General features: G+C 58.9%; 28 protein-coding genes, 1 tRNA gene and 1 pseudogene. 22 read left to right on the forward strand and 8 right to left on the reverse strand.

Features of this window, described 5'->3' with window-relative positions; genetic code table 11:
• Positions 1-88: 88 nt before the first annotated feature.
• The 10 genes and pseudogenes from Q1A52_RS22880 to Q1A52_RS22885 form a co-directional block, all read left to right on the forward strand.
• Positions 89-808 carry a YdcH family protein gene (locus Q1A52_RS22880; RefSeq protein ID WP_367278043.1) on the forward strand — a complete coding sequence of 240 codons (720 nt, stop codon included), beginning with the start codon at positions 89-91 and terminating at the stop codon, positions 806-808.
• Positions 809-964: 156 nt separating this feature from the next.
• Positions 965-1,276, forward strand: coding sequence for a hypothetical protein (locus tag Q1A52_RS13975; protein ID WP_300016417.1), 312 nt, complete (start codon positions 965-967; stop codon positions 1,274-1,276).
• Between the two features lie 59 nt (positions 1,277-1,335).
• A complete protein-coding gene (locus tag Q1A52_RS13980) occupies positions 1,336-1,560 on the forward strand; it encodes a hypothetical protein (RefSeq protein WP_300016420.1) in 225 nt (74 codons plus the stop codon).
• Positions 1,561-1,668: 108 nt separating this feature from the next.
• Positions 1,669-3,300 carry a type IV secretory system conjugative DNA transfer family protein gene (locus tag Q1A52_RS13985; protein WP_300016423.1) on the forward strand — a complete coding sequence of 544 codons (1,632 nt, stop codon included), beginning with the start codon at positions 1,669-1,671 and terminating at the stop codon, positions 3,298-3,300.
• An 18-nt stretch (positions 3,301-3,318) separates the two neighbouring features.
• A complete protein-coding gene (locus Q1A52_RS13990; protein WP_300016426.1) occupies positions 3,319-3,615 on the forward strand; it encodes a hypothetical protein in 297 nt (98 codons plus the stop codon).
• Entirely contained in the window at positions 3,615-3,941 is a 327-nt protein-coding gene (locus Q1A52_RS13995) for a hypothetical protein (protein WP_300016429.1), read from the forward strand. The genes Q1A52_RS13990 and Q1A52_RS13995 overlap by 1 nt, the downstream gene beginning before the upstream one ends.
• Positions 3,942-3,953: 12 nt before the next feature.
• The gene (locus tag Q1A52_RS14000; protein WP_300016432.1) at positions 3,954-4,187 is read left to right on the forward strand and encodes a hypothetical protein; all 234 of its coding nucleotides are present in this window, start codon (positions 3,954-3,956) and stop codon (positions 4,185-4,187) included.
• A 15-nt stretch (positions 4,188-4,202) separates the two neighbouring features.
• Entirely contained in the window at positions 4,203-4,499 is a 297-nt protein-coding gene (locus Q1A52_RS14005) for a hypothetical protein (protein WP_300016435.1), read from the forward strand.
• Entirely contained in the window at positions 4,477-4,824 is a 348-nt protein-coding gene (locus tag Q1A52_RS14010; RefSeq protein ID WP_300016438.1) for a hypothetical protein, read from the forward strand. The genes Q1A52_RS14005 and Q1A52_RS14010 overlap by 23 nt, the downstream gene beginning before the upstream one ends.
• A 55-nt stretch (positions 4,825-4,879) precedes the next feature.
• Positions 4,880-5,905, forward strand: a pseudogene (locus Q1A52_RS22885) (recombinase family protein); the annotation flags it as partial.
• Positions 5,906-6,398: 493 nt separating this feature from the next.
• Here the strand turns inward: Q1A52_RS22885 and Q1A52_RS14020 are convergent.
• A tRNA-Tyr gene (locus Q1A52_RS14020) sits at positions 6,399-6,482 on the reverse strand.
• 110 nt (positions 6,483-6,592) lie between these two features.
• Between Q1A52_RS14020 and rlmB the strand changes: the two genes are divergently transcribed.
• The 3 genes from rlmB to Q1A52_RS14035 all read left to right on the forward strand — a co-directional run bounded on the left by rlmB (position 6,593) and on the right by Q1A52_RS14035 (position 8,395).
• The gene (gene rlmB / locus Q1A52_RS14025; RefSeq protein ID WP_300016444.1) at positions 6,593-7,369 is read left to right on the forward strand and encodes a 23S rRNA (guanosine(2251)-2'-O)-methyltransferase RlmB; all 777 of its coding nucleotides are present in this window, start codon (positions 6,593-6,595) and stop codon (positions 7,367-7,369) included.
• A 24-nt stretch (positions 7,370-7,393) separates the two neighbouring features.
• Positions 7,394-7,708, forward strand: a complete 315-nt coding sequence (locus tag Q1A52_RS14030; protein WP_300016447.1) for a hypothetical protein — start codon at positions 7,394-7,396, stop codon at positions 7,706-7,708.
• 219 nt (positions 7,709-7,927) lie between these two features.
• Entirely contained in the window at positions 7,928-8,395 is a 468-nt protein-coding gene (locus Q1A52_RS14035; RefSeq protein WP_300016450.1) for a CoA-binding protein, read from the forward strand.
• Here Q1A52_RS14035 and Q1A52_RS14040 read toward each other — a convergent pair.
• The 4 genes from Q1A52_RS14040 to hisA are packed head-to-tail and all read right to left on the reverse strand — an operon-like array spanning position 8,392 to position 10,682.
• Positions 8,392-8,700: a phosphoribosyl-ATP diphosphatase gene (locus Q1A52_RS14040; RefSeq protein WP_300016453.1), complete on the reverse strand. Its 309-nt coding sequence runs from the start codon at positions 8,698-8,700 to the stop codon at positions 8,392-8,394. The two genes, Q1A52_RS14035 and Q1A52_RS14040, sit on opposite strands and share 4 nt — an antisense overlap.
• Positions 8,697-9,458 (reverse strand): imidazole glycerol phosphate synthase subunit HisF, encoded by a 762-nt coding sequence (gene hisF, locus Q1A52_RS14045; RefSeq protein ID WP_300016456.1) that lies wholly within the window; start codon positions 9,456-9,458, stop codon positions 8,697-8,699. The genes Q1A52_RS14040 and hisF overlap by 4 nt, the downstream gene beginning before the upstream one ends.
• Before the next feature lie 7 nt (positions 9,459-9,465).
• Complete coding sequence (locus Q1A52_RS14050) at positions 9,466-9,954, reverse strand: DUF2867 domain-containing protein (RefSeq protein ID WP_300016459.1); 489 nt, start codon at positions 9,952-9,954, stop codon at positions 9,466-9,468.
• Between the two features lie 5 nt (positions 9,955-9,959).
• On the reverse strand, positions 9,960-10,682 hold the full coding sequence (gene hisA / locus Q1A52_RS14055; protein ID WP_300016462.1) for a 1-(5-phosphoribosyl)-5-[(5-phosphoribosylamino)methylideneamino]imidazole-4-carboxamide isomerase: 723 nt from the start codon (positions 10,680-10,682) through the stop codon (positions 9,960-9,962).
• A gap of 140 nt (positions 10,683-10,822) precedes the next feature.
• On the opposite strand from hisA, the gene Q1A52_RS14060 reads away from it, so the two are divergent.
• Positions 10,823-11,209, forward strand: a complete 387-nt coding sequence (locus Q1A52_RS14060) for a DUF2147 domain-containing protein (RefSeq protein ID WP_300016465.1) — start codon at positions 10,823-10,825, stop codon at positions 11,207-11,209.
• Between the two features lie 167 nt (positions 11,210-11,376).
• On the forward strand, positions 11,377-11,850 hold the full coding sequence (locus Q1A52_RS14065) for a hypothetical protein (RefSeq protein WP_300016467.1): 474 nt from the start codon (positions 11,377-11,379) through the stop codon (positions 11,848-11,850).
• 55 nt (positions 11,851-11,905) lie between these two features.
• Here the strand turns inward: Q1A52_RS14065 and hisH are convergent, their stop codons facing one another.
• Together hisH and hisB are read right to left on the reverse strand one after the other, a co-directional pair.
• Positions 11,906-12,544, reverse strand: coding sequence for an imidazole glycerol phosphate synthase subunit HisH (gene hisH / locus Q1A52_RS14070; protein WP_300017325.1), 639 nt, complete (start codon positions 12,542-12,544; stop codon positions 11,906-11,908).
• Position 12,545: 1 nt separating this feature from the next.
• Positions 12,546-13,133, reverse strand: coding sequence for an imidazoleglycerol-phosphate dehydratase HisB (gene hisB, locus Q1A52_RS14075; protein ID WP_299827129.1), 588 nt, complete (start codon positions 13,131-13,133; stop codon positions 12,546-12,548).
• A gap of 139 nt (positions 13,134-13,272) precedes the next feature.
• Between hisB and Q1A52_RS14080 the strand changes: the two genes are divergently transcribed.
• Positions 13,273-13,512 carry an Lrp/AsnC ligand binding domain-containing protein gene (locus tag Q1A52_RS14080; protein ID WP_195820631.1) on the forward strand — a complete coding sequence of 80 codons (240 nt, stop codon included), beginning with the start codon at positions 13,273-13,275 and terminating at the stop codon, positions 13,510-13,512.
• 2 nt (positions 13,513-13,514) lie between these two features.
• Positions 13,515-13,853 carry a hypothetical protein gene (locus Q1A52_RS14085; RefSeq protein WP_300016470.1) on the forward strand — a complete coding sequence of 113 codons (339 nt, stop codon included), beginning with the start codon at positions 13,515-13,517 and terminating at the stop codon, positions 13,851-13,853.
• 18 nt (positions 13,854-13,871) lie between these two features.
• Here the strand turns inward: Q1A52_RS14085 and Q1A52_RS14090 are convergent, their stop codons facing one another.
• Positions 13,872-15,101: a winged helix-turn-helix domain-containing protein gene (locus Q1A52_RS14090; RefSeq protein ID WP_300016473.1), complete on the reverse strand. Its 1,230-nt coding sequence runs from the start codon at positions 15,099-15,101 to the stop codon at positions 13,872-13,874.
• Positions 15,102-15,506: 405 nt separating this feature from the next.
• Here Q1A52_RS14090 and ugpB point away from each other — a divergent pair, with 405 nt between their 5' ends.
• From ugpB to Q1A52_RS14115, 5 genes are all read left to right on the forward strand, one after another.
• Positions 15,507-16,814: a sn-glycerol-3-phosphate ABC transporter substrate-binding protein UgpB gene (ugpB, locus tag Q1A52_RS14095; protein ID WP_367278045.1), complete on the forward strand. Its 1,308-nt coding sequence runs from the start codon at positions 15,507-15,509 to the stop codon at positions 16,812-16,814.
• Between the two features lie 590 nt (positions 16,815-17,404).
• On the forward strand, positions 17,405-19,375 hold the full coding sequence (acs, locus tag Q1A52_RS14100) for an acetate--CoA ligase (protein WP_300016476.1): 1,971 nt from the start codon (positions 17,405-17,407) through the stop codon (positions 19,373-19,375).
• A complete protein-coding gene (locus Q1A52_RS14105) occupies positions 19,375-20,061 on the forward strand; it encodes an adenylate kinase (protein ID WP_300016479.1) in 687 nt (228 codons plus the stop codon). The genes acs and Q1A52_RS14105 overlap by 1 nt, the downstream gene beginning before the upstream one ends.
• A 52-nt stretch (positions 20,062-20,113) precedes the next feature.
• Positions 20,114-20,374, forward strand: coding sequence for a DUF4212 domain-containing protein (locus Q1A52_RS14110; RefSeq protein WP_300016482.1), 261 nt, complete (start codon positions 20,114-20,116; stop codon positions 20,372-20,374).
• Positions 20,375-20,379: 5 nt separating this feature from the next.
• Positions 20,380-22,164 carry a sodium:solute symporter family protein gene (locus tag Q1A52_RS14115; RefSeq protein WP_300016485.1) on the forward strand — a complete coding sequence of 595 codons (1,785 nt, stop codon included), beginning with the start codon at positions 20,380-20,382 and terminating at the stop codon, positions 22,162-22,164.
• Positions 22,165-22,166 lie beyond the last annotated feature (2 nt).

Here is a 22,166-nt window from a genome sequence, read left to right on the forward strand (position 1 = left end):
CATGTGCAACACCAACTCTTTTGACATTCCTCGCATATCTGCTAACAGATGATACCGCGCCGTACTTATACAAGATGGAGGCTAACCGATGAGTGATGACCTAAAGGAGGAAGGTGTTGCAGGCGCGATGCGGGCTGAAGAGCTTCTGAGACTTAAACTCCGGGTGACGGAACAGGAACACCGTGATCTTGTCGACGCAATTGATAGAATGCGGAACGCTGATGTCCTCACTCTGGGACGCCTGAGGAAACAGAAGCTATTTCTCAAAGATCAAATTGCTCAGTTGCAGGATGAACTGGAGCAATACCAGCCAGCGGAATTTGACCCAAATGCGATGGTCGGGTATATTGGAGGGAATAAAAATAATAAAAATCAAGATGTTGAAGAGAAATTGGATAAGGACGACGGCCAGCTTGTACAAAGATCAGTCAGACTAAGCGAAACGCTTCTGGAAGCTGTTCAAAATGCTGCGCGCGATGCAGGGCTGTCTCAGCAGGAATGGATGCGCAGACAATTCGCAGCCGGGGCCGCAAAGCAATCACCGCCGCCAGTAAAAGGCGGATCATCTCCACAGAGTGTAAAGGTTGAGGGTTTGTCCACGTCAGGAAAAGTTCACAAGAAACAAGTGGGCCTTCGTTTGGAAGATAGCCTTTTTGATGCCGTTGTCGGCGCTGCCGATGAAGCGGGTGTTCCGCGTAATGACTGGCTGCGCGCTGCTGTCGTAAAAGCGATTGAAGAAGGGCTTGATGTCCGCGCTTTGCTGGAACCGACACCGGGCGAAGATACTGAAAAACCAGAGATTTCCTAGTTTTCACAAGAAATGTTAGCAGATTATACCGTTGATGCCTTGAAATAGGTATCACGTGTTAACACATATGCTTCCACGATTGATCTACAAAAGAACCCAATTCCCCGCCGGAAAAAGCGCGAGTCCGGTGACAGGATACCTACGTCTTCTGCGCACATGAAAGGAATGAAATTGAACCAACCACCTGACAATAAAAGAAGGGATGTCGAGCATCTGGCAGGCTTACTATCGGCAGTGCTGACCATCTTCGTGATGGCCAATGCAATTGAAGGATACTTTGATGCCGTGCTTGCTTACTTCGAAGCGAGGGTTCCAGTTGAACTGGCCTATATCGCCACGCTTAGCACTTACGTTCTTGGTGGCGGTATCGCCTACAAGTTCTTCAAGATCGTGCTGACCGCGCTGATCTTGAGCGCCATCACCTTCACAGTTCGTAGCGGGTCTCCGCTGCCCGTTCTTGGCTTTTGACAATCCTGTCAAAGGTCAATTCCCGCCCATTTCTGGGTCTCAAGCCAAAAGGAGTAAACATGGCTGAATTTAAGAAAACAAAAGTCTCGGGACCTTTCAAATCCTTCCTTGAAGGACTTGCTGGTTGCATCGGTGTATTTGCGCTTTTCATGCTTTATGGTGCGTATCTAAACGACGCGCTCGCCGTGGGTGTGATGATCACCGCAGGGCTTGGAGCGTTATCAGCTATCCTTTTCAAGATCGCGTCTTTGATCCCCTCGAAGCGGCAATACACCGAGAAGTGAGAGACTGGCGTCGATTGGACCCGAACCAGCCTCCCACTTTGAGACGATGAAGTCCCGGTATGGCAGCAAAGTCTGCCGCCATACCGGCCCAATCTAAGGACAATCCACGTGACATACCAGAGTAGCTCGCCCTATGGCGATGCCCGTTTTGCGCGCCTTGATGAGGTGCAAGATACGGGCTTGCTTAAGCCCAAAGGCGTTGAATTTGGGCTTGTTGGCGAGAAGCCGATCCATCACAGCAACCGTGCTGGCGTAAAAATTACAGGCGGTGCGGGTTGCGGTAAAACCTCACAAATCGCAGTGCCCATGATCCTCGGAAGTCCAGCTGAGTCCTTCGTTCTGCTGGATGTGAAGAACGCTGAGCTAAGCCGAATAATCGAAGCGCATTGCGCGCAGGTTGGTAAGCCACTTTACGTCATTGATCCTTTCGGCGTCGCAGACTTTCCGGCGCTCCGCGTGTCGTTGCTCTCGCACCTTAAGCCAGATTCAACCAGCCTTGTGCCGGATAGCCAGCGTTTCATGCTGACGCTTCTGCCGGATTCAAGCGGCGATAACAAATTCTTCGATCAATCGGCGCGCCGCTTTGGCGATGCGATTGTGCGCGGCGATGTCCATCTGTCTGGCGGCACATCGTTTATGGCGCTGTTCAATATCGTGGCCGCAATGCGCGCAGATTTTGAAGCTTTTACTGCATGGGCTGATCTGGCGACGGAGGCTGGCACGCCGGATTTGCGCGCCACCTTCATGGAAATCAAAGAGACCTACGCCGGATCACCGAAGCTGTTTGACAGCATCATGGGCGGCCTGAGCAATGCGCTCTCATTCATGACCGATTCGCATTTGCGGGACACCTTCGTGGATGACAAGGCGGCGGATTTCTCGCTGGAGGTTATCACAGGCAACAGGCCAGTGATCGTCTCGTTCGTCATCGCCGATGACAAGTTGGAGCCGCTCGCGCCGCTCGTGCGTCAGTTTTTCTCGGCCATTCGCACAATCAAGCAGCGGAGCCCCCAAGCCCGGTCGGTCAATCTGCTGATTGATGAGGCGGCGCGTCTCGGTCGCTTTGGCGAACTGGCAGAGTTCTTCTCGATTGGCCGGGGCTACGGCCTGACGCCATACGTCTTCTATCAGGATGACGGGCAAATCCTGCGCAATCTTGGTTCTACAGGCAAGGCCACGCTTGAGGCCAACGCGGCCATCACGCTCGATCTAGGCGGCGGCATCCGAGATTTTGAGACGGCCAAAGCGCGGTCTCTGGCCTTGGGCTTCCAGACCATCGCCGTGGATGATCCGCTGATCCAGAAACGTGCCGAGGTGGCCGCTGCCGAAGCATGGCGGAAAGTCATGCTGGAAGGCGGCGACCCATACGAGGCAGGCTTGCAAATGCGCCGCTACGACTATGAGGCGCAACACAAGACCAAGATGCGCAAGGCCCTGATGGAACCGGATCAGCTTTTGAATCTGGATGAGGGTCGCATGCTGGTCATTGCGCGGGGGTATCACCTCCATCCCTTTATTGCGGATAAGCGCCCTTACTTTACTCAGCGGCGGTTTGCCGGGCACTACCTGCCGAACCCCAATGAAGAGCGAGACATGCAGTCCGTCCATGTGCGCACTTTTTTCGGCAAACGCCGTCGCAAGATCATCGAAGAGGCCGCGCCAGAGCGCCTCGCACATCTACCGCAATATTCCGGCGGCCTGCCGCTGCGATATGTCGATGGTTTTAAACCAAAATTCTAGCCAGGAAAGGAGATCAAAATGGCTGACGAACAGAAAAAGAAAACACCCGTAGAACGCCTGCGTGATGGCAACATCAAGGCCAGCGTGTGGGAGAACACCCATGAGAAAGGCGCACATCACAGCGTCACTTTCTCCCGGTCCTACCAGGATAAGGAGGGGCAGTATCGCGACACGCAAAGCTTTGGGCAAAATGATCTGCTCAAGCTCTCGCGTTTGGCCGAGAAATCCTATGACGCCATCCGCGAGCGCCGCACCCAAATCCGTCAAACCACGCGGGCACGCGATCAAGATCGTGATCAGGAGCGTGAGCGGTGATGGGTATCCGTGATCAATTCAAGGCCGGTGCCGAGGGGCAAGCGCAAGAGCGTCGCGACGGCAAGGCCGCCCCGCAAGAGCTGTTCGAGAAACGCATCAAGACCCGCGAGATGCTGGATTGGATGGAACGGCGCAAACCTGATGATCCATCGCTGGAGCTTACGCCGGAAGATGCGGCGTCCCGCGAAAAGGCTGTGCAGGAGAATGCGAGGCTGGCCAGGCGCATGCGATGGCGCTTTCACAGCCGCTCGCAAAAGGGCCGGGAAGACTTTCGCACGGCCCATGATTTTGGCCGCAAAGGCCGTGATCAGGAACAGGAACGATAGAAGGAAAACACTATGCACCACACATGCAAACAGCAGCGCTCCTTGGCGGACTTAGGCCTTGGTCCGGCTACCACGGCCCAGCTTGATGAGCTGGCGCGTCATCATGACCGGAGCCTGGATCAAGCCGCCACCATGGCCATCCACATCGCTTATCTCGCGCATCTTGATGACAAGCGAAACGCCGCCATGCGCGCGCTTAACGAGGCCCTCGGGCGGTCACATATCGACGATGAAATTCCGTTCTGAGGAGGTCGTTTCGCTATGCCCAGTGTTCTGAAAACCCCATATTTTGCGGGTGATATTTGCGATAATGCTACCTATGGTGGTAAAATGGTAAGTGATGGTCCGGGCAAAACGCAGGTCCGTAGCGGCTTGCAAAGGAATTTCGCCCAAACTGAGACCAATAATCCGGGGCGCAAGGATCGCGCAATGAAGCCGGAAACCATTCAACAGCCATTTTGGCGATCACAACCCAACTCATGCGGCCAGCGGGCCATGACGAGATTTATTCTCATGCAAGAATTGGAGATGGAAAGTGATGGACGGCAACAATTTTGAGCGCAGCGATCTGCTGCAGGCCTTTGATACAGCGGCGTCGAAAGACGACGAAAGGAAGTCTTTAAGCGCTGCTGATGAAGCCGGGTTCATGGAGTTTCTGGATGATCCAGGCCTGAGCGAAGATCAGAAACGACAGGTCATTCAGGCCCTATGGCCGATCATCCTGACCTTCGTGGAAATCGGGTTCGGGACGCATCCTGTCCAACTGGCCTGTGGACAACTCACAAAAGACCTTGAAACGGATGCTCAAACGGATTCCGATAGAGGAAACGCAAATATTGCCGAACAAACTGACAAAATTACGGACGACCCCGATCATGGCTAACTGATCGGTGTCGCTTCCGGGAAAGGTATCGCTCATGCAATCAAAACAACACCTGATGCCCGACAAGGAAGCACTGGCGGTGATTTACTGCCGGGTCTCTGACCGGAAGCAAAAGACAGATGGCCACGGTCTGGAGAGCCAGGAACATCGCTGCCGCCAATATGCAGATGAGCGCGGCTACAGCGTTGAAATGGTCTTCACCGATGATTTCACGGGTGGGGGCGATTTCATGAAACGCCCGGCCATGCGGGCTTTGCTGGCCTATCTGGCTGCTGAAAAGGATCAAAACTACATCGTCGTTTTCGATGATTTGAAGCGGCTGGCCCGTGACACCAAGTTCCACTGGACCTTGCGAGAAAAGCTGGATGCGTTCGGTGCGGTTGTGGAGTCTCCGAATTTCAAGTTCGATGATACGCCCGAAGGCCGCTTTGTCGAGACGATGTTTGCGGCGCAAGGCCAGTTGGAGCGGGAGCAAAACAGCCGTCAGGTTGTCCAGAAAATGACCGCACGTGTGGAGAAGGGCTATTATGTCTTCCATCCGCCGATTGGTTATCGCTATGCGAAAGACAAGGCGCACGGGAAAATTCTCGTGCGTGATGAGCCTGTGGCCTCCATTATTGCCGAAGCTCTGCACGGCTACGCCAACGGCATGTTTGCATCGCAAGCCGAAGTGAAGCGATTTCTGGAGTCCAGGCCGGAATTCCCCAAAAGCGGCACCAGCGGCTATGTGCATCCCAGCAAGGTCAAGGACATGCTGAGGAAGCCCGTTTATGCCGGGTATGTCGAAGCGCCCAATTGGAACGTCTCCTTGCGCAAGGGGCATCATGAACCCCTGATCAGCTTTGCAATCCATCAGCGCATTCAGGAAATTCTGGGCGGCGCTGTCTATGCGCCCGCGCGCAAGGATATCAACGAGGATTTCCCTTTGCGTGGCTTCGTGCTGTGCGATGATTGCGAGCAGCCCATGACCTCGTGCTGGTCAAAGGGCCGCAACAAGCATTATCCCTATTATCTCTGCGATACGCCTACCTGCGCCTCCAAGCGCAAGTCCATCCGGCGTGCCGATATCGAGGGCGGGGTTGAGGCGCTATTGCGGAATTTACAGCCCGCCACACACATCCTGGGGCTGGCGAAGGCCATGTTCGTCAAAGGGTGGAAGCTGCGCCTGTCCGAGGCTCACCGGGCCAAGGAGGCGCTACAGGAACAGATCAGCAGTGTTGATAGCCAGATCGAAAAGCTACTCGACCGGATCGTCGAATCCGGTAGCTCCACGGTCGTGAAAGCCTGCGAGAGCCGTATCGAAAAGCTGGAACGTCAGAGGATCTTGCTGGTGGAGCAGGCGGAGCAAACCTTGCCGCCGAAAGGACACCATGACGAGTTTATCGAACCGGTGTTCGAGTTCCTCGCAAATCCTTGTAATCTTTATATAAAAGGCAGTCTCGCACTCAAGCGAACAGTGCTCAAACTGGTGTTTTCCGAGCCATTGCGGTACTGCCGGAAAGAGGGTTATCGAACCGCGAAAAACACCTATCCTTTCAAGGTGTTAGGAGATATTTCAACCCCAAAGTGCGGGATGGTGGGCGACCCTGGAATCGAACCAGGCGTGCGTCTCCGCGAGGGAGTTACAGTCCCCTGCCACACCTTGCGGCCTGTCGCCCACGCCGCTGATGCATTGCACCTGCGGTGGAGGCGTGATTACAAGCGGTGCCCAGAGGCGTCAAGGCGAAATCAGAACCTTTTTGGCGCTTGAATGAACAGGATCGATCCGATGAAAAAACCCAAGTGGGTTGTGCAGAAAGAGCAGGATAAAAAGGCGCAAGGCCGCGAGACGGTCTGGCTTTTTGGCCTGCATGCCGTGCGTGATGCGCTGATGAACCCTGCGCGGGAAAAACTGCGGCTGGTGGTGACGCTGAACGCGCACAACAAGCTCGCGGAGGCCATCGAGAGCGCCGGCGTAACGCCGGAAGTGGTCGATTCGCGCAAATTTGCAGCCCCGCTCGATCCTGGATCGGTGCATCAGGGGGCCGCGCTGGAGGTCAAACCGCTGGATTGGGGGCGTCTGGAGGATGTCTGCATCGGCCCGGCATCGCCGCGCGTGGTGATGCTCGACCGGGTCACGGATCCGCATAACGTGGGCGCGATCCTGCGGTCGGCCGAGGTTCTGGGGGCATCTGCCGTGGTAGGCACGCGGCACCATTCCGCCCCTGAAACCGGGGCCTTGGCCAAAACCGCCAGCGGCGCCCTTGAACGCCAACCTTATATCCGCGTCCGCAATCTGGCCGATGCGATCAAGGCCCTGCAGGACATGGGCTATCTGGTGCTGGGGCTGGATGGTGAGGCGACCCAAACCATTGAGGCGGCGGTCGAGGGCAAGCGCGACCGGCCCGTGGCGCTCGTGTTGGGCGCCGAAGGGCCGGGGCTGCGCGAGAAAACCAAGGAAACGGTGGACGCGCTGGTGCGGATCGACGCTGCCGGTCAATTCGGCTCGCTCAACGTCTCGAACGCGGCAGCAATCGCCTTGTATGCATCCAGAGCGTCCGCATGACGCTTGAGGTTTAGGACGCGCTGAATGGCTCATTCAACGAAGATTGCAACATGTTGCTATTGCGGGACACGCGCCGCGCTGGTGCTGGGCCGGGATCGGCACGAGTTGGTCTGCTCCAGCTGCGGCGCGCCGCTGCACGAGTTGAAACGCCTGCCGCAGGAGCATCCCGGGAAAACCGAGCTTGTGCGCCCCTCCGCCGTGCGCAAATCGTCGAAACCGGCCAAAACCCCGAAAATGAAAAAACAAAAACCACGGCGCCAGAGTTACAAGCGGCGCAAGGGTTTCATGCAGCATCTGATGGAAGAGGCCTTTGACGTGATCGAAGATATCTTTGATTGAGCATTCTGGCGGGTTTCTGCGCGAAAACTTAACGTTTCGTTCACAGATTTGCGAGACAGTCTGGATATGCGGGTTTGCACGCATATCTAAGTGTCATGTCAAAGAGCTCGGAACGCTTTTTGATTTCATGACTGTCCCTCGTTCCGTACCTCTGCGCGCCCCTTGCTTTATAGCATCGGGCGCTCTTTTTTTCGGGCGTCGGGACAGGTAGGAAGAGTCATGACTTATTCGGACGCCCAGCTTAAGGAAATTCTGACCCGCACGCGCCGCATTGCTGTGGTGGGCGTGTCGATGAACCCGGTGCGGCCCAGCTACTACGTGGCGCGGTACCTGTCCCTGAAGGGGTTTCAGGTGGTGCCGGTCAATCCGCGTCATGCCGGGGAGGTGCTATTGGGGCAAAAGGTGCGGGGCGCGCTGTCCGATATCGAAGGTGGTGTGGATATGGTCGATATCTTCCGCCGCTCAGACGCCGTGCCGCCAATTGTCGATGAAGCCCTGGCGCATTTTCCAAAGCTGCAGACGATCTGGATGCAGATCGGGGTGGAACATGCCGATGCCGCTGCACAGGCCGAAGCGCGCGGTGTCACCGTGATCCAGAATCGCTGCCCTAAGATCGAATATCAGCGTTTGTTCGGGGAATTGCGCATGGGTGGCTTTGCCACCGGGATCGTCTCATCACGGCTCTAGGAGCGTGCCGCTTTCTCCGCCAGTCCGGATTGGCCCTGACGACGGCCAAGCTCGCGCAGTACCTCATCCAGCGTCACGTCCGAGGCGGCCAGCATGACCAGCAGGTGGTAGAGCACGTCTGCCGCCTCCGATGTCAGGCGCTCCTTGTCGCCCTTCACCGCCTCGATGATCGCCTCTACCGCCTCTTCCCCGAATTTCTCGGCGCATTTTTCCGGGCCCTTGGCCAGGAGTTGTGCCGTCCAGCTGCTATCAGGGTCCGCCGATTTGCGGGCTTCGATGGTTTCGAACAGGTCGTCTAGGGTCATGTCAGCCTCATGGGGATGCCCGCAGCGGCCATATGCGTCTTGGCCTCGGCAATGGTATAGTCGCCAAAGTGAAAGATCGACGCGGCCAGCACCGCAGAGGCCCCGCCTTCGGTGACGCCATCCACCAGGTGATCCAACGTGCCCACGCCGCCCGAGGCGATCACCGGCACCGGTACTGCATCGGAAATGGCGCGGGTCAGCGGCAGGTTGAACCCGGCGCGCGTGCCGTCACGGTCCATCGAGGTCAGCAGGATTTCACCCGCGCCTTTTGCCGCCACGGTCCGGGCGAATGCGACGGCGTCGATGCCGGTTGGCTTGCGGCCACCGTGGGTGAAAATCTCCCATTTGCCGGGGCTGACGGTCTTGGCGTCGATGGCCACCACGATGCATTGGCTGCCGAACTGGTTCGCGGCATCCGCCACCACATCGGGGTTGGCCACAGCGGCGGAATTGAACGACACCTTGTCGGCGCCCGCCAGCAGCAGGGCGCGCACATCGGCGGAGGTGCGCACACCGCCCCCAACCGTCAACGGTATATAGCAGTGTTCGGCGGTCCGGCTGACCACGTCGAACATCGTGCCGCGATTTTCGTGGGTGGCAGTGATGTCGAGGAAACAAAGCTCGTCCGCCCCCGCCGCATCATAGGCGATGGCCGCATCCACCGGGTCGCCCGCATCGCGCAGATCGACAAAATTCACGCCTTTCACGACACGCCCTTCGGCGACATCCAGACAGGGGATGATACGGGTTTTCAGCATGTGGCACTCATTCCGGCAGGAGGGTGGACCGGCCATCGCGTTCAGCGCGGGCAACACGGGCCAGCGCGTTGCGGGCAATCAGGATGTGAAACGGCAGGATGGACCGCAGATAGAGGCGCCCCCCCAGATTATGCGGATGCACCCAGGTGGCTAGAAAGACGATGCCGGCATCGCTCAGGACGCTGACGCGGAAATTGAGGTGCTTGTCGTCAAAGCCAGCGATGACTTCGTCGTCTGCGCTGTATTCAACGGGGAAAAATCCAATTTTTTCCGCCGCCTCCGGGCCGTCCTTCATCAGACCAAAGGGCGCGGTGAGCAGGTTGCGCAGGGCGACAAGACCTTTTGCCCATCCCGGAAAATCCACGATGATGCGTGCCGCCGAGGGCGCGGGCAGGGTGCTGGCGACCCGGTAGCAATCCAGAAAGTCACCCGGTGCCATCCGTGCGTGCAGGCGGCTTTGCACAGGCAAGTCGGTTTTGGTGACGACTGGAATCATGCTTGTCAGGCCTTCAGTGCTGCAAGTGCTTCTTTCAGGTCGATGGCCCCATCATAGAGGGCGCGACCGGAAATTGCGCCTTGAAGATCTGCGCCACAATCGCGCAGGGCGATCAGGTCTTCCAGCGACGACACGCCGCCCGAGGCGACCACCGGGATCGACACCGCGCGAGCAAGCGCCGCAGTGGCGTCAATATTGGGGCCTTTCATCGCGCCGTCCCGCAGAATGTCGGTGTAGATGATGGCCGCAACCCCGGCGTCTTCGAAGGATTTGGCCAGCTCGGTCACGCGTACGTCCGTTTCTTCGGCCCAGCCTTTGGTGGCGACAAACCCGTTGCGGGCATCAATGCCCACTGCCACATGCCCCGGGAAGGTGCGTGCCGCTTCGCGCACCAGATCGGGGTTTTCGACGGCCACGGTGCCTAGAATGACGCGGGTCAGCCCCTTTTCGAGCCAGGCTTCGATTGTAGCCATATCGCGGATGCCGCCGCCCAATTGCACCGGAATGGTGCAGCTCTTGAGGATCGATTCGACCGGGGCCGCATTCACCGGCTCTCCTGCGAAAGCGCCGTTCAGGTCAACCAGATGCAGCCATTCACACCCGGCGGTGACAAAGTCCTGCGCCTGGGCGACCGGGTCATCGTTGAAGACGGTCGATTTGTCCATATCCCCGTGCAAAAGGCGCACGGCCTGACCGTCCTTGAGGTCAATGGCAGGGTAAAGGATCATGGTGCGGGTCCTGTTTCGATATGGGGTATGGCATAGACCGTCTCTTGCACGCTTTGGCATGGTTTTGCAACGCGACGCAGGGTCATGCTTGCAGAGCCCGCCCCGGAATGCGGAGACTGCCGCGCAAAAGGGAGGACAATATGAAGAACCTGACAACAGCAGCACTCGCACTCGCGACATGCGGCGGTGTAGCACTGGCCGATCCTATCGAAGGCATCTGGCAAACCCAGCCGGATGACGGCGCCTATGCTCTGGTCGCAATGGCACCCTGTGGGCCGAACTACTGCGGCACGATCGAGCGGACGTTCAATGCGGATGGTGAATACCAGTCCAACAACATCGGGAAGACATTGGTGATCGATATGGCGGCGGAAGGCGGCGGCAAATACAAGGGTAAGGTCTGGCGCCCGTCCAACGATAAAATCTACATCGGCAAAATCGCACTTGACGGTGATAGCATGCGCCTGTCGGGCTGCGTGGCAGGTGGCTTGATCTGCTCCAAGCAGACATGGTCGCGCGCAAAATAGGGCAGCCTGCCGCGTTTACATGTGGGCGGAAGAACTGACTTGGGCCTTGACCGAAGCCCCCCGCTCAACGCTTCATTAACAGGTAGTGGCTTAATACAGGTGTTGATCCTTGCTCCCGCGCCTTGGGGGTAGGGCGTTTCTGATGGGAACTCGCACCGGGCCGCCGAATGCCACAACGCCGCAAACCAGCATCCGAAGTGACACCTGAATACGAGGATTCAGGTCTGTTCAAGAACAAGGTCGGGCAGCTCTCGGTTGAGCTGGTGCCGCAGATGATGCGTAACGGGCGCAATGATCTTGTCGTACGGGGGTTCGTGAACCGCACGATTGAGATCGAAGTGGCCTTCGCCGGGCGGCGGGTCAAGGAAGTGGGCCCGCTGGAGGCGCGATTGCGCGCCATGATGACTCATGCGGTCAAGAAAGCGGCGGCCAGTGGTGCGAAGGAGCCGGATACGGACCACATTCGATTGCCGGTTCTGATCGAAGGCGCGTGGCGGCCGCGCTTCAAGCGTGACCAGGCGGGGTGGGAAACGCGCAGTTACTACCTCTTTGCGGCGCGCTGGTCCGTACTGGACAATGAGGGCAACACGGTCTCTTTCGGCTCGCCGCCAATCGTGGTCGCGAGCCAGTATCAGGAGTGACACCCGCGCGGGCAGTGCGCGGATGCCCATCCCATGTATCACTCGGTCGGTCCGCTTAGGGGCGCCAGGTGAGGAAATTCCCGATCATGCGCAAACCCGCAGCCTGGCTTTTCTCCGGATGAAACTGCAGGCCGATCATCGTGCCAGTGCCGATCACCGCCGTGACATCGCCGCCATAGTCCACATGGGCCAACCGTTGTTCGTCGCGCGCGACTTCCATGTGATAACTGTGCACGAAATAGGCGTGATCCCCGGTCTTGATGCCGTCAAAGACCGGGTGCGCACCGTCCAGCACCAGATCATTCCAGCCCATGTGGGGCACCTTGAGCGCGGGATCTGACGGTTCGATCTTGCGCACGTCACCTGCGATCCAGTCGAGCCCTTCGGTATCGGTGTATTCGCGCCCCCAACTGGCCATCAGCTGCATGCCAACGCAGATCCCCATGAAGGGACGGCCCTTGGTCTCCACCGCTTCGACCATCGCCGCGTAGAGGCCGGAATGGCCTTTCAATTCGGCCATGCAGGCGGGAAAGGCGCCATCGCCCGGCAATACGATGCGGTCCGCCCGCGCCACAACATCCGCGTCCCCGGTCACGACAATCTCGCCGCCATCGGTTTCGCGTGCCATGCGCTCAAACGCCTTTTGCGCCGAATGCAAATTGCCGCTTTCATAGTCAATAATCGCCGTCAGCACGTCAGAGCGCACCTTTGGTCGAGGGGATCGCATCCGCCTTGCGCGGGTCAACCTCCACCGCGTCGCGCAGCGCGCGGGCGACTGATTTGAACGCCGCTTCCGCGATGTGGTGGCTGTTGAGCCCATGCAGCATGTCCACGTGCAACGTGATGCCCCCATGGGTGCTCAGCGCCTGAAAGAATTCGCGCACCAATTCAGTGTCAAAGGTCCCGATCTTGGCGGTGGGCAGATCGACGTTCCAGATCAGAAAAGGCCGCGCCGATAGATCCAGTGCTGCGCGCACCAGCGCGTCATCCATCGGCAGAAGGCAGGCGCCATAACGGCGGATGCCCCGCTTGTCACCCAGGGCGGCAGCCAGCGCCTGACCGATGGCGATGCCGGTATCCTCCACCGTGTGATGGTCGTCGATGTGCAGATCGCCCTGTGCCCGCACGGTCATGTCGATCAGCGAATGGCGCGCCAGCTGGTCCAGCATATGATCGAAAAATCCAACACCGGTCTGGTTGTCGTAAGAGCCTGTGCCATCCAGATCGAGGGTCACGGTGATCTCCGTCTCCGCAGTGGAACGGGTGAGGGTGTGGCTGCGCATAGGGGCCTCCGGGCTGAAGTGAGTGCGCGCCCTTATAGCAGCCTGCGGGTCCGCGCCAAGATGTGACATTCGGGATTGCAGCGCCCGTGCCGTATATGTCAGCTTGGGGCCGAGGCGAACCGCCCAACCAGGAGCATTCATGGCCACATGCGTCTTTATCCAGATCCGCTGCACACCGGGCACGACCTACCGGGTGGCGGAGGAGATCGCCCTGCGCGAAATCCATTCCGAGCTCTATTCGACCAGCGGCGATTTCGACCTGCTGATGAAGCTCTACATTCCCAAGGACGAAGATGTGGGCAAATACATCAATGATCATTTACTGGACATCAAAGGGATTGAGCGGTCGCTGACGACGATGACGTTCAAGGTCTTTTGAGGTTGCGGCGTGGCCTTGGCGCGCTGGCGCTGGTGATCTGTGCCGGGCCCCTGGCGGCAGGGCAGAAAACCTACGCCGGCGAAGAGGCCGCCGCCTTGCGCTGTGCCAATACGCTTGCTTTCACAGCGGTGGCCCTGGAATCGTCGGGCGGGATCGGCCAGTTGGAGAAAGACGTGATGCTGGACATCACCGTCCGCATCCTCGTTGACCATGTCAGCGGCACATGGCGGCAGAAAAAGGCGGCGCTTCGCATCGTGCGTGACCGGCGTGATGTCATCGAAACACTGGATGATTTCCGACGCTACGCCAATCAGTGCCTGGCGCAGTTTCCCATCAATTGAAGAGGACGCCAGCCGTTGTCACGCGGCGGCGAGATGGCGCGTGATCCGCGCATATCGGCGGTCTTTTCGCAGGTTCTGCAGCATGGGCTCTTGCTCGAGCCACATGTGATCCCGGTAGCCTTCGTCAACGGCCGAAGAGAGGGCCTCGAATGCACGATCATGTTCGCCCATCGTGGCAAAGGCAAAGGTGTCGTGAATCTGGCAGAGCGAAGTTGCCGCGCCATGGCCGCAGAGCTTGTTGAATGCTGCTTCGGACTTGCCAAGCAGGGCCAGTACAGGGGCAAGCGTCTGACAGGACCTTGGATCATCGGGGTTCAGTGCAAGTTGCGCCTCCACCCCACGCCGACAAATCGCCGAAATCCGATAAGACAGCGAAGAGTCGAAAGCCTTGGCAGCGCGGGCCGCAAGAAAGAGTGCGCGCGCGGGATCCACGGTCAGTTCGGCGGCGCGCATCGCCAGCGTGGCGGCCTCGCGATGACGTCTGGACGCAAAGGCCGAGCGCGCAGCGAGGTAGTGACCCTCGCCATCCCGGTCTCCCAGCTCGATGCTGCGCGCGAAGGCCATACTCGCCTCAGAATCGCGGCCAAGGCTGGCCAGTGCAAAACCATATGCGCTGTGTGATATGGCGCAGGTTGCGGCGCTGGAAACCGCGATCTGGCCATGTTCCGCAGCCGCCAGCAGTGTTTGTCTCGTGCCACCGCCATAGAGCCCCGTGTGCGCCAGCGAAATTGCGTGCTGAGCCTGCGCCATGGCAGCCTCCGGCGCAAGTGCAACGGCTTCACGGCTCAATTCTGTTGCGCGACGTACCGCGTCGCGGTCTCCGCGTGCCAGTGCGGTACGCGATTCGAGCACACGAATATACGCATCGATCGACATTGCCGGGACCTGCGGCGAGAACTGTGGCGTGACGCTGTCAAGCGGCCGGGTTTGCACCAGTAACCGGTAGCCCACCTTGGCGACGGTGCCGATCATTGGTTCGGCATTTCTCCCGTTGCGGAAGGCCCGCCGCAGTTCTGCCACCGCCTGGCTGAGGCTTTCGTCGGTCACTGTGACATTGGGCCAGACAGCATCCAGAAGCGCCTCGCGAGTGACCGTTTGCCCATCGGCGGTGCATAGTTCTGAGAGCACGCCAAAAGCCCGTGGAGAAAGTCTTTTTTCAACGTAGCCATCGCTGATGGCACGGGCGCCGGGATCAACCCGCCAGCGTCCAACGGCAAAAGGTGCCGTGCGAAATTGGATAAATGACATGGTAAAATACCCCCTTGCTACGTGCATGTGGTGTCTGACAGAAATTTCCAGACTAATATGCGATACAATTGGCGCAAAAAACACGAGCGCAATATGCCCTGTCAATTCAAGGCTGCGTGAGGAATGGGCGCAAGCGGCTTTACGCTTTGAAACGGCAATAAACTTTTTGAACGAATGGCGAAGTGCCCTGGTGTCCATATATGTAACTCGGATGTCACCCGGAGTTCTCCGAGCTGCGCACGGTCTCTAAAGAATAGCGCGGAGTTTGGGTGTCGATACGCGCATTGGGACATGCGAAATGAGCCAAACGTGTACCCTTAAACCTTGTCTCAAACTCTCTGTTGTACGATCACTGGGATATCCGTCCCGTGCGGTGGCGATTGTCATCCGAAAATGGAGTGCCCGGTGAAATTTAGTGATATGATTTTGGCTGCAGCCCTGTTTTGCTCGCCCGCGTCTCCGCTCGCGGCGCAGACGGAAATCGCGTTCTGGCATGCGTTCTCCGGGGGGCTGGCGGAGCTCATGTCCACACAAGTTGACGCGTTCAATGCCGCGCAGAACGACGTGATAGTAACCGCCGTTCGCAAGGGGGATTATGGGCAGACCCTTCGCGCCGGTCTCGAGGCTCTTGGTGCGGATGATCGGCCAAACCTGCTAATGGTCGACGATGTCGGGTCCGCTGCCATGGTCTCGACCCCAAGTGCTTTCAAACCGCTGCATGACGTGATGGTCATGCGCGACCCCGAGTTCACAGGTGACACTTACATCCCCGGCATCCGGGCTCTTTTTTCGGACCTGGACGGCAGAATGCTTTCCTTGCCGTTCAACACGTCAACACCGGTGCTTTGGGTGAACCGGGACGCGCTTGCCGCTACCGGGATTGATCCGGAAGTTGATTTGTCCACTTGGGAGCAGGTCAATGATGTATTGAGCCTATTGAAGGCAGCAGGCAGTACCTGTCCGTTGACAACCAGCTGGCCTAGCTGGATTCATCTGGAAAACTTCTCAGCCTATCACGACGTGCCTTTTGCCACGCAGGCAAACGGTTTGGGCGGGCGTGATGCAGCGCTTGCCCTGAACAGTGCCGCGCAGGTGGCGCACATCAACGCTTTGGGTGTTTGGGCGCAGGAAGGTAAATTCGTCTACGAAGGACGTCGCAATGCCGCGGGTGCAAAGTTCCGCGCCGGGGAATGCGCGCTTTTGACAGAAAGCTCTGCGGCATACGCCTCGATCCATGCCAGCGCGGATTTCGATGTTGACGTGCGCCCTCTGCCTTACTGGCCAGCTTTGGTGGACGGGCCGCAGAATTCGACTGTCGGCGGCGGGTCCATCTGGATCATGGAAGGGCAGACAGAGGCGGAGTATCAGGCCACGGCCGCATTTCTGGCCTATCTTAGCGCGGCCGACACGCAGGCGCGTTGGCATCAAGCGACGGGGTATCTGCCGATCACCTATAATGCGGTACAGCTCACAAGGGCTCAGGGGTTTTATGCAACGAACCCGGGCACGGATGTCGCCGTGACGCAGATTTCTGTTGACGTTTTGACAGATAACTCAAGAGGGGTGCGCCTGAATGCGCTGGACCTGCTGCGTGGGATCATCAACGAAGAGCTTGAGGCGGTCTGGTCAGGAGAAGCAGATGCGCAATCGGCTCTCGACAGCGCCCAGAGGCGTGGGGATGCTGTCTTGCGCCGATTTAATCAGGCCAACTGACAACAGGGCTCAGGTTGTGCGAGGAGGGGGGCAGATCGTTCCTTGCGAAAGCGGCTGGTACTTCTTTGCCTTGCCGTAGGCTGCGTGCCCGACAGAGCTCTTGAGGCACTTTTGATGGTCTCATCAAATGACGGGCATCCGGTAAACTAGGGCATTTATCCTGTGATTTTAGCAGTTAGGTCCGCCCAAGACTTCGGGCGACTCACATCCATGATTACACCAGTGCGAATTCCTGTAGTGCGTCCAAAAGGGCGTTGGCGAAACTCCCGGTAGACGGGAATTTTGAGCGAGTGGACAATTTGTCGCAGCTCCAAAGCCCAAGTCTGATACTGGCTGGTGTGCTTTGGTATATTTTTGCCGTGGACCATGGGTTGGAGCAAGATTGTTACGGTGAAGTAATCATTGATTAATCTCGCCACCTGAGAAGTCTTTTACAAGAAATCGCTATTTCCGAAAAAACATTTACAAAAAATACCAATGAAACCAATGAAAAGGATGCTCAATTTACAATTCTGAGTATGCTCTGACGGCAAGCGCCACGTACCCCCGATGGTTGGGATGCAACGCGGCGCAGCACGAGGAGGATACCTATGACAACGGAAGACTTGCTAGCGCCGACCGAGGTGTCGCCAGACAGCACCGCGCGTAAACGGCCGCATGTGACTGCAGAGGACTATGCGCGGATATACAACGCATCCGTGCAGGACCCTGACGCCTTTTGGGCCAAGGAAGGTCAACGGATCGACTGGATCAAGCCTTTCACCAAGGTCAAGAACACGTCCTTTGCGCCCGGCAACATTGACATCCGCTGGTTCGAAGATGGCACGCTGAACGTCTCGGCCAATTGCATCGATCGCCACCTTGAGACGCGCGGCGACCAGACCGCCGTCATCTGGGAGCCGGATGACCCGGCGAAGGACGCAGCCCAGCACATCACCTACAACGATCTGCACCGCTCTGTCAGCAAAATGGCCAATGTGTTGCGGGAGCTGGGCGTCGCAAAAGGCGACCGTGTTGTCATCTACCTGCCCATGATCCCCGAGGCGGCCTATGCCATGCTCGCCTGTGCGCGGATTGGGGCCATTCATTCCATCGTTTTCGCCGGTTTCTCCCCGGACGCACTGGGCGCGCGGATCAACGGCTGTGACGCGAAAGTCGTCATAACTGCAGACTATGCCCCCCGGGGCGGACGCGAAACGCCGCTGAAATCCAACACCGACACCGCGCTGCTGCACTGCAAGGACGATGTCAAGTGTCTGGTGGTCAAACGCACCGGCGGGCAGACCACATGGACAGATCGCGATTACGATTGCACGGCATTGATGGCTGCGGCCTCGGCGGATTGCGCGCCGGTTGAGATGAACGCGGAAGATCCGCTTTTCATCCTCTACACCTCCGGCTCAACGGGCCAGCCCAAGGGCGTTGTGCACAGCTCCGGCGGCTATCTGGTCTATGCTGCGATGACCCATGAAATCACCTTCGACTACCACGACGGCGATGTCTTCTGGTGCACCGCGGATGTGGGTTGGGTGACTGGCCACAGCTATATCGTCTATGGTCCGCTGGCGAATGGCGGGACCACGATCATGTTCGAAGGTGTGCCCACCTATCCAGATGCGGGCCGGTTCTGGGAGGTCTGCGCCAAGCACAAGGTCAACCAGTTCTACACGGCCCCCACCGCGATCCGCGCGCTGATGGGCGCGGGCAAGGAGTGGGTGGAAAAGCACGATCTGTCCGACCTGCGCCTGCTGGGCTCGGTCGGTGAGCCGATCAACCCCGAAGCCTGGAACTGGTACAACGAGGTCGTCGGCAAGGGCAAATGCCCCATCGTCGACACCTTCTGGCAGACCGAAACGGGCGGCCACATGCTGACCCCGCTGCCCAGCACCAAGCTGAAGCCAGGTGCCGCACAACAGCCGTTCTTTGGCGTGCAGCCGGTTGTGCTGGAGCCGACCTCGGGCGAGGTGATTGAGGGCAATGGCGTCGACGGCGTGTTGTGCATCGCGGACAGCTGGCCCGGTCAGATGCGCACTGTCTGGGGGGATCACGCGCGGTTCGAGAAGACGTACTTCTCTGATTACAAAGGTTATTATTTCTCGGGCGACGGATGCCGCCGTGATGAAGATGGCGACTATTGGATCACGGGCCGCGTGGATGACGTGATCAACGTCTCCGGTCACCGCATGGGTACGGCTGAGGTGGAAAGCGCATTGGTCGCGCATGCCAAGGTCGCCGAAAGCGCCGTGGTCGGCTACCCGCATGACGTCAAAGGGCAGGGCATCTATGCCTACGTGACCCTGATGAACGGTGAAGAGCCCACGGACGCGCTGCGCAAGGAGCTGGAAACATGGGTCCGCACCGAGATTGGCCCCATCGCCAAGCCGGACCTCATTCAATGGGCGCCGGGCCTGCCGAAGACACGCTCCGGCAAGATCATGCGGCGCATTCTGCGCAAGATCGCCGAGGATGACTTTGGCGCGCTCGGTGACACTTCGACTCTCGCGGACCCGTCCGTGGTCGATGACCTCATCGAAAACCGCATGAACCGGGGGGATGCATGATGGATGGCTCGAAAACACCCGTCACTGCCCCGGTTCTGATCCTGCTTGGCCCTCCCGGTGCCGGCAAAGGCACCCAGGCGCGGATGCTCGAAGACCGGCATGGCCTGGTCCAGCTCTCCACCGGCGATCTGTTGCGCGCGGCGGTGGCTGCGGGCACGCCCGCAGGCCAGCGCGCCAAGGCGGTGATGGAGGCCGGCGATCTGGTCAGCGATGAGATTGTCATCGCGATCCTGAGTGATCGGTTGGCTGACGCGGATTGCGTGCGAGGCGTAATCCTCGATGGTTTCCCGCGCACAACCGTGCAGGCCGAGGCGCTGGATGCGCTGCTGCAAGCCACGAGCCAGCGGATCAATGCCGCGATCAGCCTTGAAGTGGATGACGCGGCCATGGTCGACCGCATCTCGGGCCGCTTCACCTGCGGCGGCTGCGGCGAAGGCTATCACGACACGTTCAAACCGACGGCCAAGCCGGGCGTCTGTGACCATTGCGGCAGCACCGAGATGAAGCGCCGTGCCGATGACAATGCCGAGACGGTGGCGCAGCGGCTCGCAGCCTATCACGCACAGACCGCGCCGCTCATCGACTACTACGCGGGCCAAGGGGCGCTGTCGCGCATCCCGGCCATGGGCGCGATTGACGAGATTGCCACCGCACTCGAAAGCGTGGTGGCGCAGGCCACGGCCTGACCAACTGAGGGAGGCCGCCCCGGCCTCAGGGAATCACACGGAGGAGGGCAATATGTCCCAAACAAACGACACCAACGCCTATTGGAGTGCCAATGTGCGTCTTATCCTGATCAGCCTCGCCATCTGGGCGCTGGTCTCATTCGGGTTCGGGATCATCCTGCGCCCACTTCTGGCCGGGATCGCCGTCGGCGGCACCGACCTGGGCTTTTGGTTCGCACAGCAAGGGTCGATCCTCGTCTTCTTGGCGCTGATCTTCTTTTACGCCTGGCGCATGAACAAGCTCGACCGTGAACACGGCGTGGACGAGGAATAGGAACAATGGACCAGTTTACACTCAACCTGCTGTTTGTGGGCGCGAGTTTCGCGCTCTACATCGGCATTGCGATCTGGGCCCGCGCGGGCTCCACATCAGAATTCTATGCCGCTGGGCGCGGCGTGCATCCTGTCACCAACGGCATGGCGACCGCTGCTGACTGGATGTCTGCCGCCTCCTTCATTTCGATGGCGGGGCTCATCGCGTTCACCGGCTACGACAACTCGTCCTTCCTGATGGGCTGGACCGGTGGCTATGTGCTGCTCGCACTGCTGCTTGCGCCCTATCTGCGCAAGTTCGGCAAGTTCACCGTTTCCGAGTTCATCGGCGACCGGTTCTATTCCAGCACCGCGCGCATGGTCGCTGTGATCTGCCTGCTCGTGGCCTCCATCACTTACGTGATCGGCCAGATGCAGGGTGTGGGCATCGCCTTTGGCCGCTTCCTTGAGATCGACGCCTTCTGGGGTCTGCTCATCGGGTCCTGCGTGGTCTTCGCTTATGCGGTCTTCGGCGGCATGAAGGGCGTGACCTATACGCAGGTGGCGCAATACTGCGTGCTGATCACCGCCTATACAATCCCGGCGGTCTTCATCTCGCTGCAACTGACGGGCAACCCGATCCCGGCGCTGGGTCTCTTCGGCAGTACGGAAAGTGGCGAGCCGCTGCTGGTCAAGCTGAACCAGATTGTGACCGACCTGGGCTTTGCCGAGTATACCGCAGCGCATGGGTCGACCATCAATATGGTGCTCTTCACCCTGTCGCTGATGATCGGCACCGCCGGTCTGCCGCACGTGATCATGCGCTTCTTCACCGTGCCGCGTGTGTCCGATGCACGGTGGTCCGCAGGCTGGACGCTGGTCTTCATCGCGCTGCTCTATCTGACAGCCCCTGCTGTGGGTGCCATGGCACGGCTGAATATCTCCGAGCTGATGTGGCCCAATGGCACAAGCGGCGAAGCGGTCAGCGTCGAGCAGATCGAAACCGACCCCGAGTACGCCTGGATGGCCACATGGCAAAAGACTGGCCTGCTGGGTTGGGAAGACAAGAACGGCGACGGCAAGATCCAGTACTACAATGATCAGAACGCCGATCTGCAAGCTAAGGCCGCGGAGAACGGCTGGGAAGGCAATGAGCTGACCAACTTCAACCGCGACATCCTGGTGCTTGCCAACCCCGAGATTGCAAGCCTGCCGGGCTGGGTGATCGGCCTTGTGGCGGCGGGTGGCCTTGCGGCAGCGCTGTCGACGGCGGCAGGGTTGTTGCTGGCGATCTCTTCGGCGGTCTCACACGACCTGCTGAAAGGGCAACTGACGCCAAACATGTCGGAGAAATCCGAGCTTCTGGCGGCGCGGGTGTCGATGGCGGCGGCGATTGTGGTGGCGGTCCTTCTGGGCCTCAATCCACCGGGCTTTGCGGCGCAAACGGTGGCCTTGGCCTTCGGTCTCGCGGCAGCCTCGATCTTCCCGGCGCTGATGATGGGCATCTTCTCGACCCGCATCAACAACGTCGGCGCGGTGGCAGGCATGCTTGCCGGTCTGGTGGTCACGCTGCTCTACATCTTCCTGCACAAAGGCTGGTTCTTCATCCCGGACACCAACACGTTCACGGATGCTGACCCGCTGCTGGGCCCGATCAAGTCGACCTCCTTCGGCGCCATCGGGGCGGCGGTCAACTTCGCGGTGGCCTATGTGGTCTCCGGCATGACCAAAGAGACCCCGCAGGAGATCAAGGACCTCGTCGAAAGCGTCCGCATCCCGCGTGGTGCTGGCGTGGCCGCTGACGGCCACTAAGA

The sequence above is a fragment of the uncultured Roseobacter sp. genome (assembly GCF_947488185.1).
In the GTDB taxonomy this organism is placed as follows: domain Bacteria; phylum Pseudomonadota; class Alphaproteobacteria; order Rhodobacterales; family Rhodobacteraceae; genus Roseobacter.

Coding starts and splice junctions, on each gene's coding strand:
- Q1A52_RS22880 (WP_367278043.1), top strand. CDS start 89: ATGAGTGATGACCTAAAGGAGGAAGGTGTTGCAGGCGCGATGCGGGCT.
- Q1A52_RS13975 (WP_300016417.1), top strand. CDS start 965: ATGAAAGGAATGAAATTGAACCAACCACCTGACAATAAAAGAAGGGAT.
- Q1A52_RS13980 (WP_300016420.1), top strand. CDS start 1,336: ATGGCTGAATTTAAGAAAACAAAAGTCTCGGGACCTTTCAAATCCTTC.
- Q1A52_RS13990 (WP_300016426.1), top strand. CDS start 3,319: ATGGCTGACGAACAGAAAAAGAAAACACCCGTAGAACGCCTGCGTGAT.
- Q1A52_RS13995 (WP_300016429.1), top strand. CDS start 3,615: ATGGGTATCCGTGATCAATTCAAGGCCGGTGCCGAGGGGCAAGCGCAA.
- Q1A52_RS14000 (WP_300016432.1), top strand. CDS start 3,954: ATGCACCACACATGCAAACAGCAGCGCTCCTTGGCGGACTTAGGCCTT.
- Q1A52_RS14005 (WP_300016435.1), top strand. CDS start 4,203: ATGCCCAGTGTTCTGAAAACCCCATATTTTGCGGGTGATATTTGCGAT.
- rlmB (WP_300016444.1), top strand. CDS start 6,593: ATGAAAAAACCCAAGTGGGTTGTGCAGAAAGAGCAGGATAAAAAGGCG.
- Q1A52_RS14030 (WP_300016447.1), top strand. CDS start 7,394: ATGGCTCATTCAACGAAGATTGCAACATGTTGCTATTGCGGGACACGC.
- Q1A52_RS14035 (WP_300016450.1), top strand. CDS start 7,928: ATGACTTATTCGGACGCCCAGCTTAAGGAAATTCTGACCCGCACGCGC.
- Q1A52_RS14040 (WP_300016453.1), bottom strand. CDS start 8,700: ATGACCCTAGACGACCTGTTCGAAACCATCGAAGCCCGCAAATCGGCG.
- hisF (WP_300016456.1), bottom strand. CDS start 9,458: ATGCTGAAAACCCGTATCATCCCCTGTCTGGATGTCGCCGAAGGGCGT.
- Q1A52_RS14050 (WP_300016459.1), bottom strand. CDS start 9,954: ATGATTCCAGTCGTCACCAAAACCGACTTGCCTGTGCAAAGCCGCCTG.
- hisA (WP_300016462.1), bottom strand. CDS start 10,682: ATGATCCTTTACCCTGCCATTGACCTCAAGGACGGTCAGGCCGTGCGC.
- Q1A52_RS14060 (WP_300016465.1), top strand. CDS start 10,823: ATGAAGAACCTGACAACAGCAGCACTCGCACTCGCGACATGCGGCGGT.
- Q1A52_RS14065 (WP_300016467.1), top strand. CDS start 11,377: ATGCCACAACGCCGCAAACCAGCATCCGAAGTGACACCTGAATACGAG.
- hisB (WP_299827129.1), bottom strand. CDS start 13,133: ATGCGCAGCCACACCCTCACCCGTTCCACTGCGGAGACGGAGATCACC.
- Q1A52_RS14080 (WP_195820631.1), top strand. CDS start 13,273: ATGGCCACATGCGTCTTTATCCAGATCCGCTGCACACCGGGCACGACC.
- Q1A52_RS14090 (WP_300016473.1), bottom strand. CDS start 15,101: ATGTCATTTATCCAATTTCGCACGGCACCTTTTGCCGTTGGACGCTGG.
- acs (WP_300016476.1), top strand. CDS start 17,405: ATGACAACGGAAGACTTGCTAGCGCCGACCGAGGTGTCGCCAGACAGC.
- Q1A52_RS14105 (WP_300016479.1), top strand. CDS start 19,375: ATGGATGGCTCGAAAACACCCGTCACTGCCCCGGTTCTGATCCTGCTT.
- Q1A52_RS14110 (WP_300016482.1), top strand. CDS start 20,114: ATGTCCCAAACAAACGACACCAACGCCTATTGGAGTGCCAATGTGCGT.
- Q1A52_RS14115 (WP_300016485.1), top strand. CDS start 20,380: ATGGACCAGTTTACACTCAACCTGCTGTTTGTGGGCGCGAGTTTCGCG.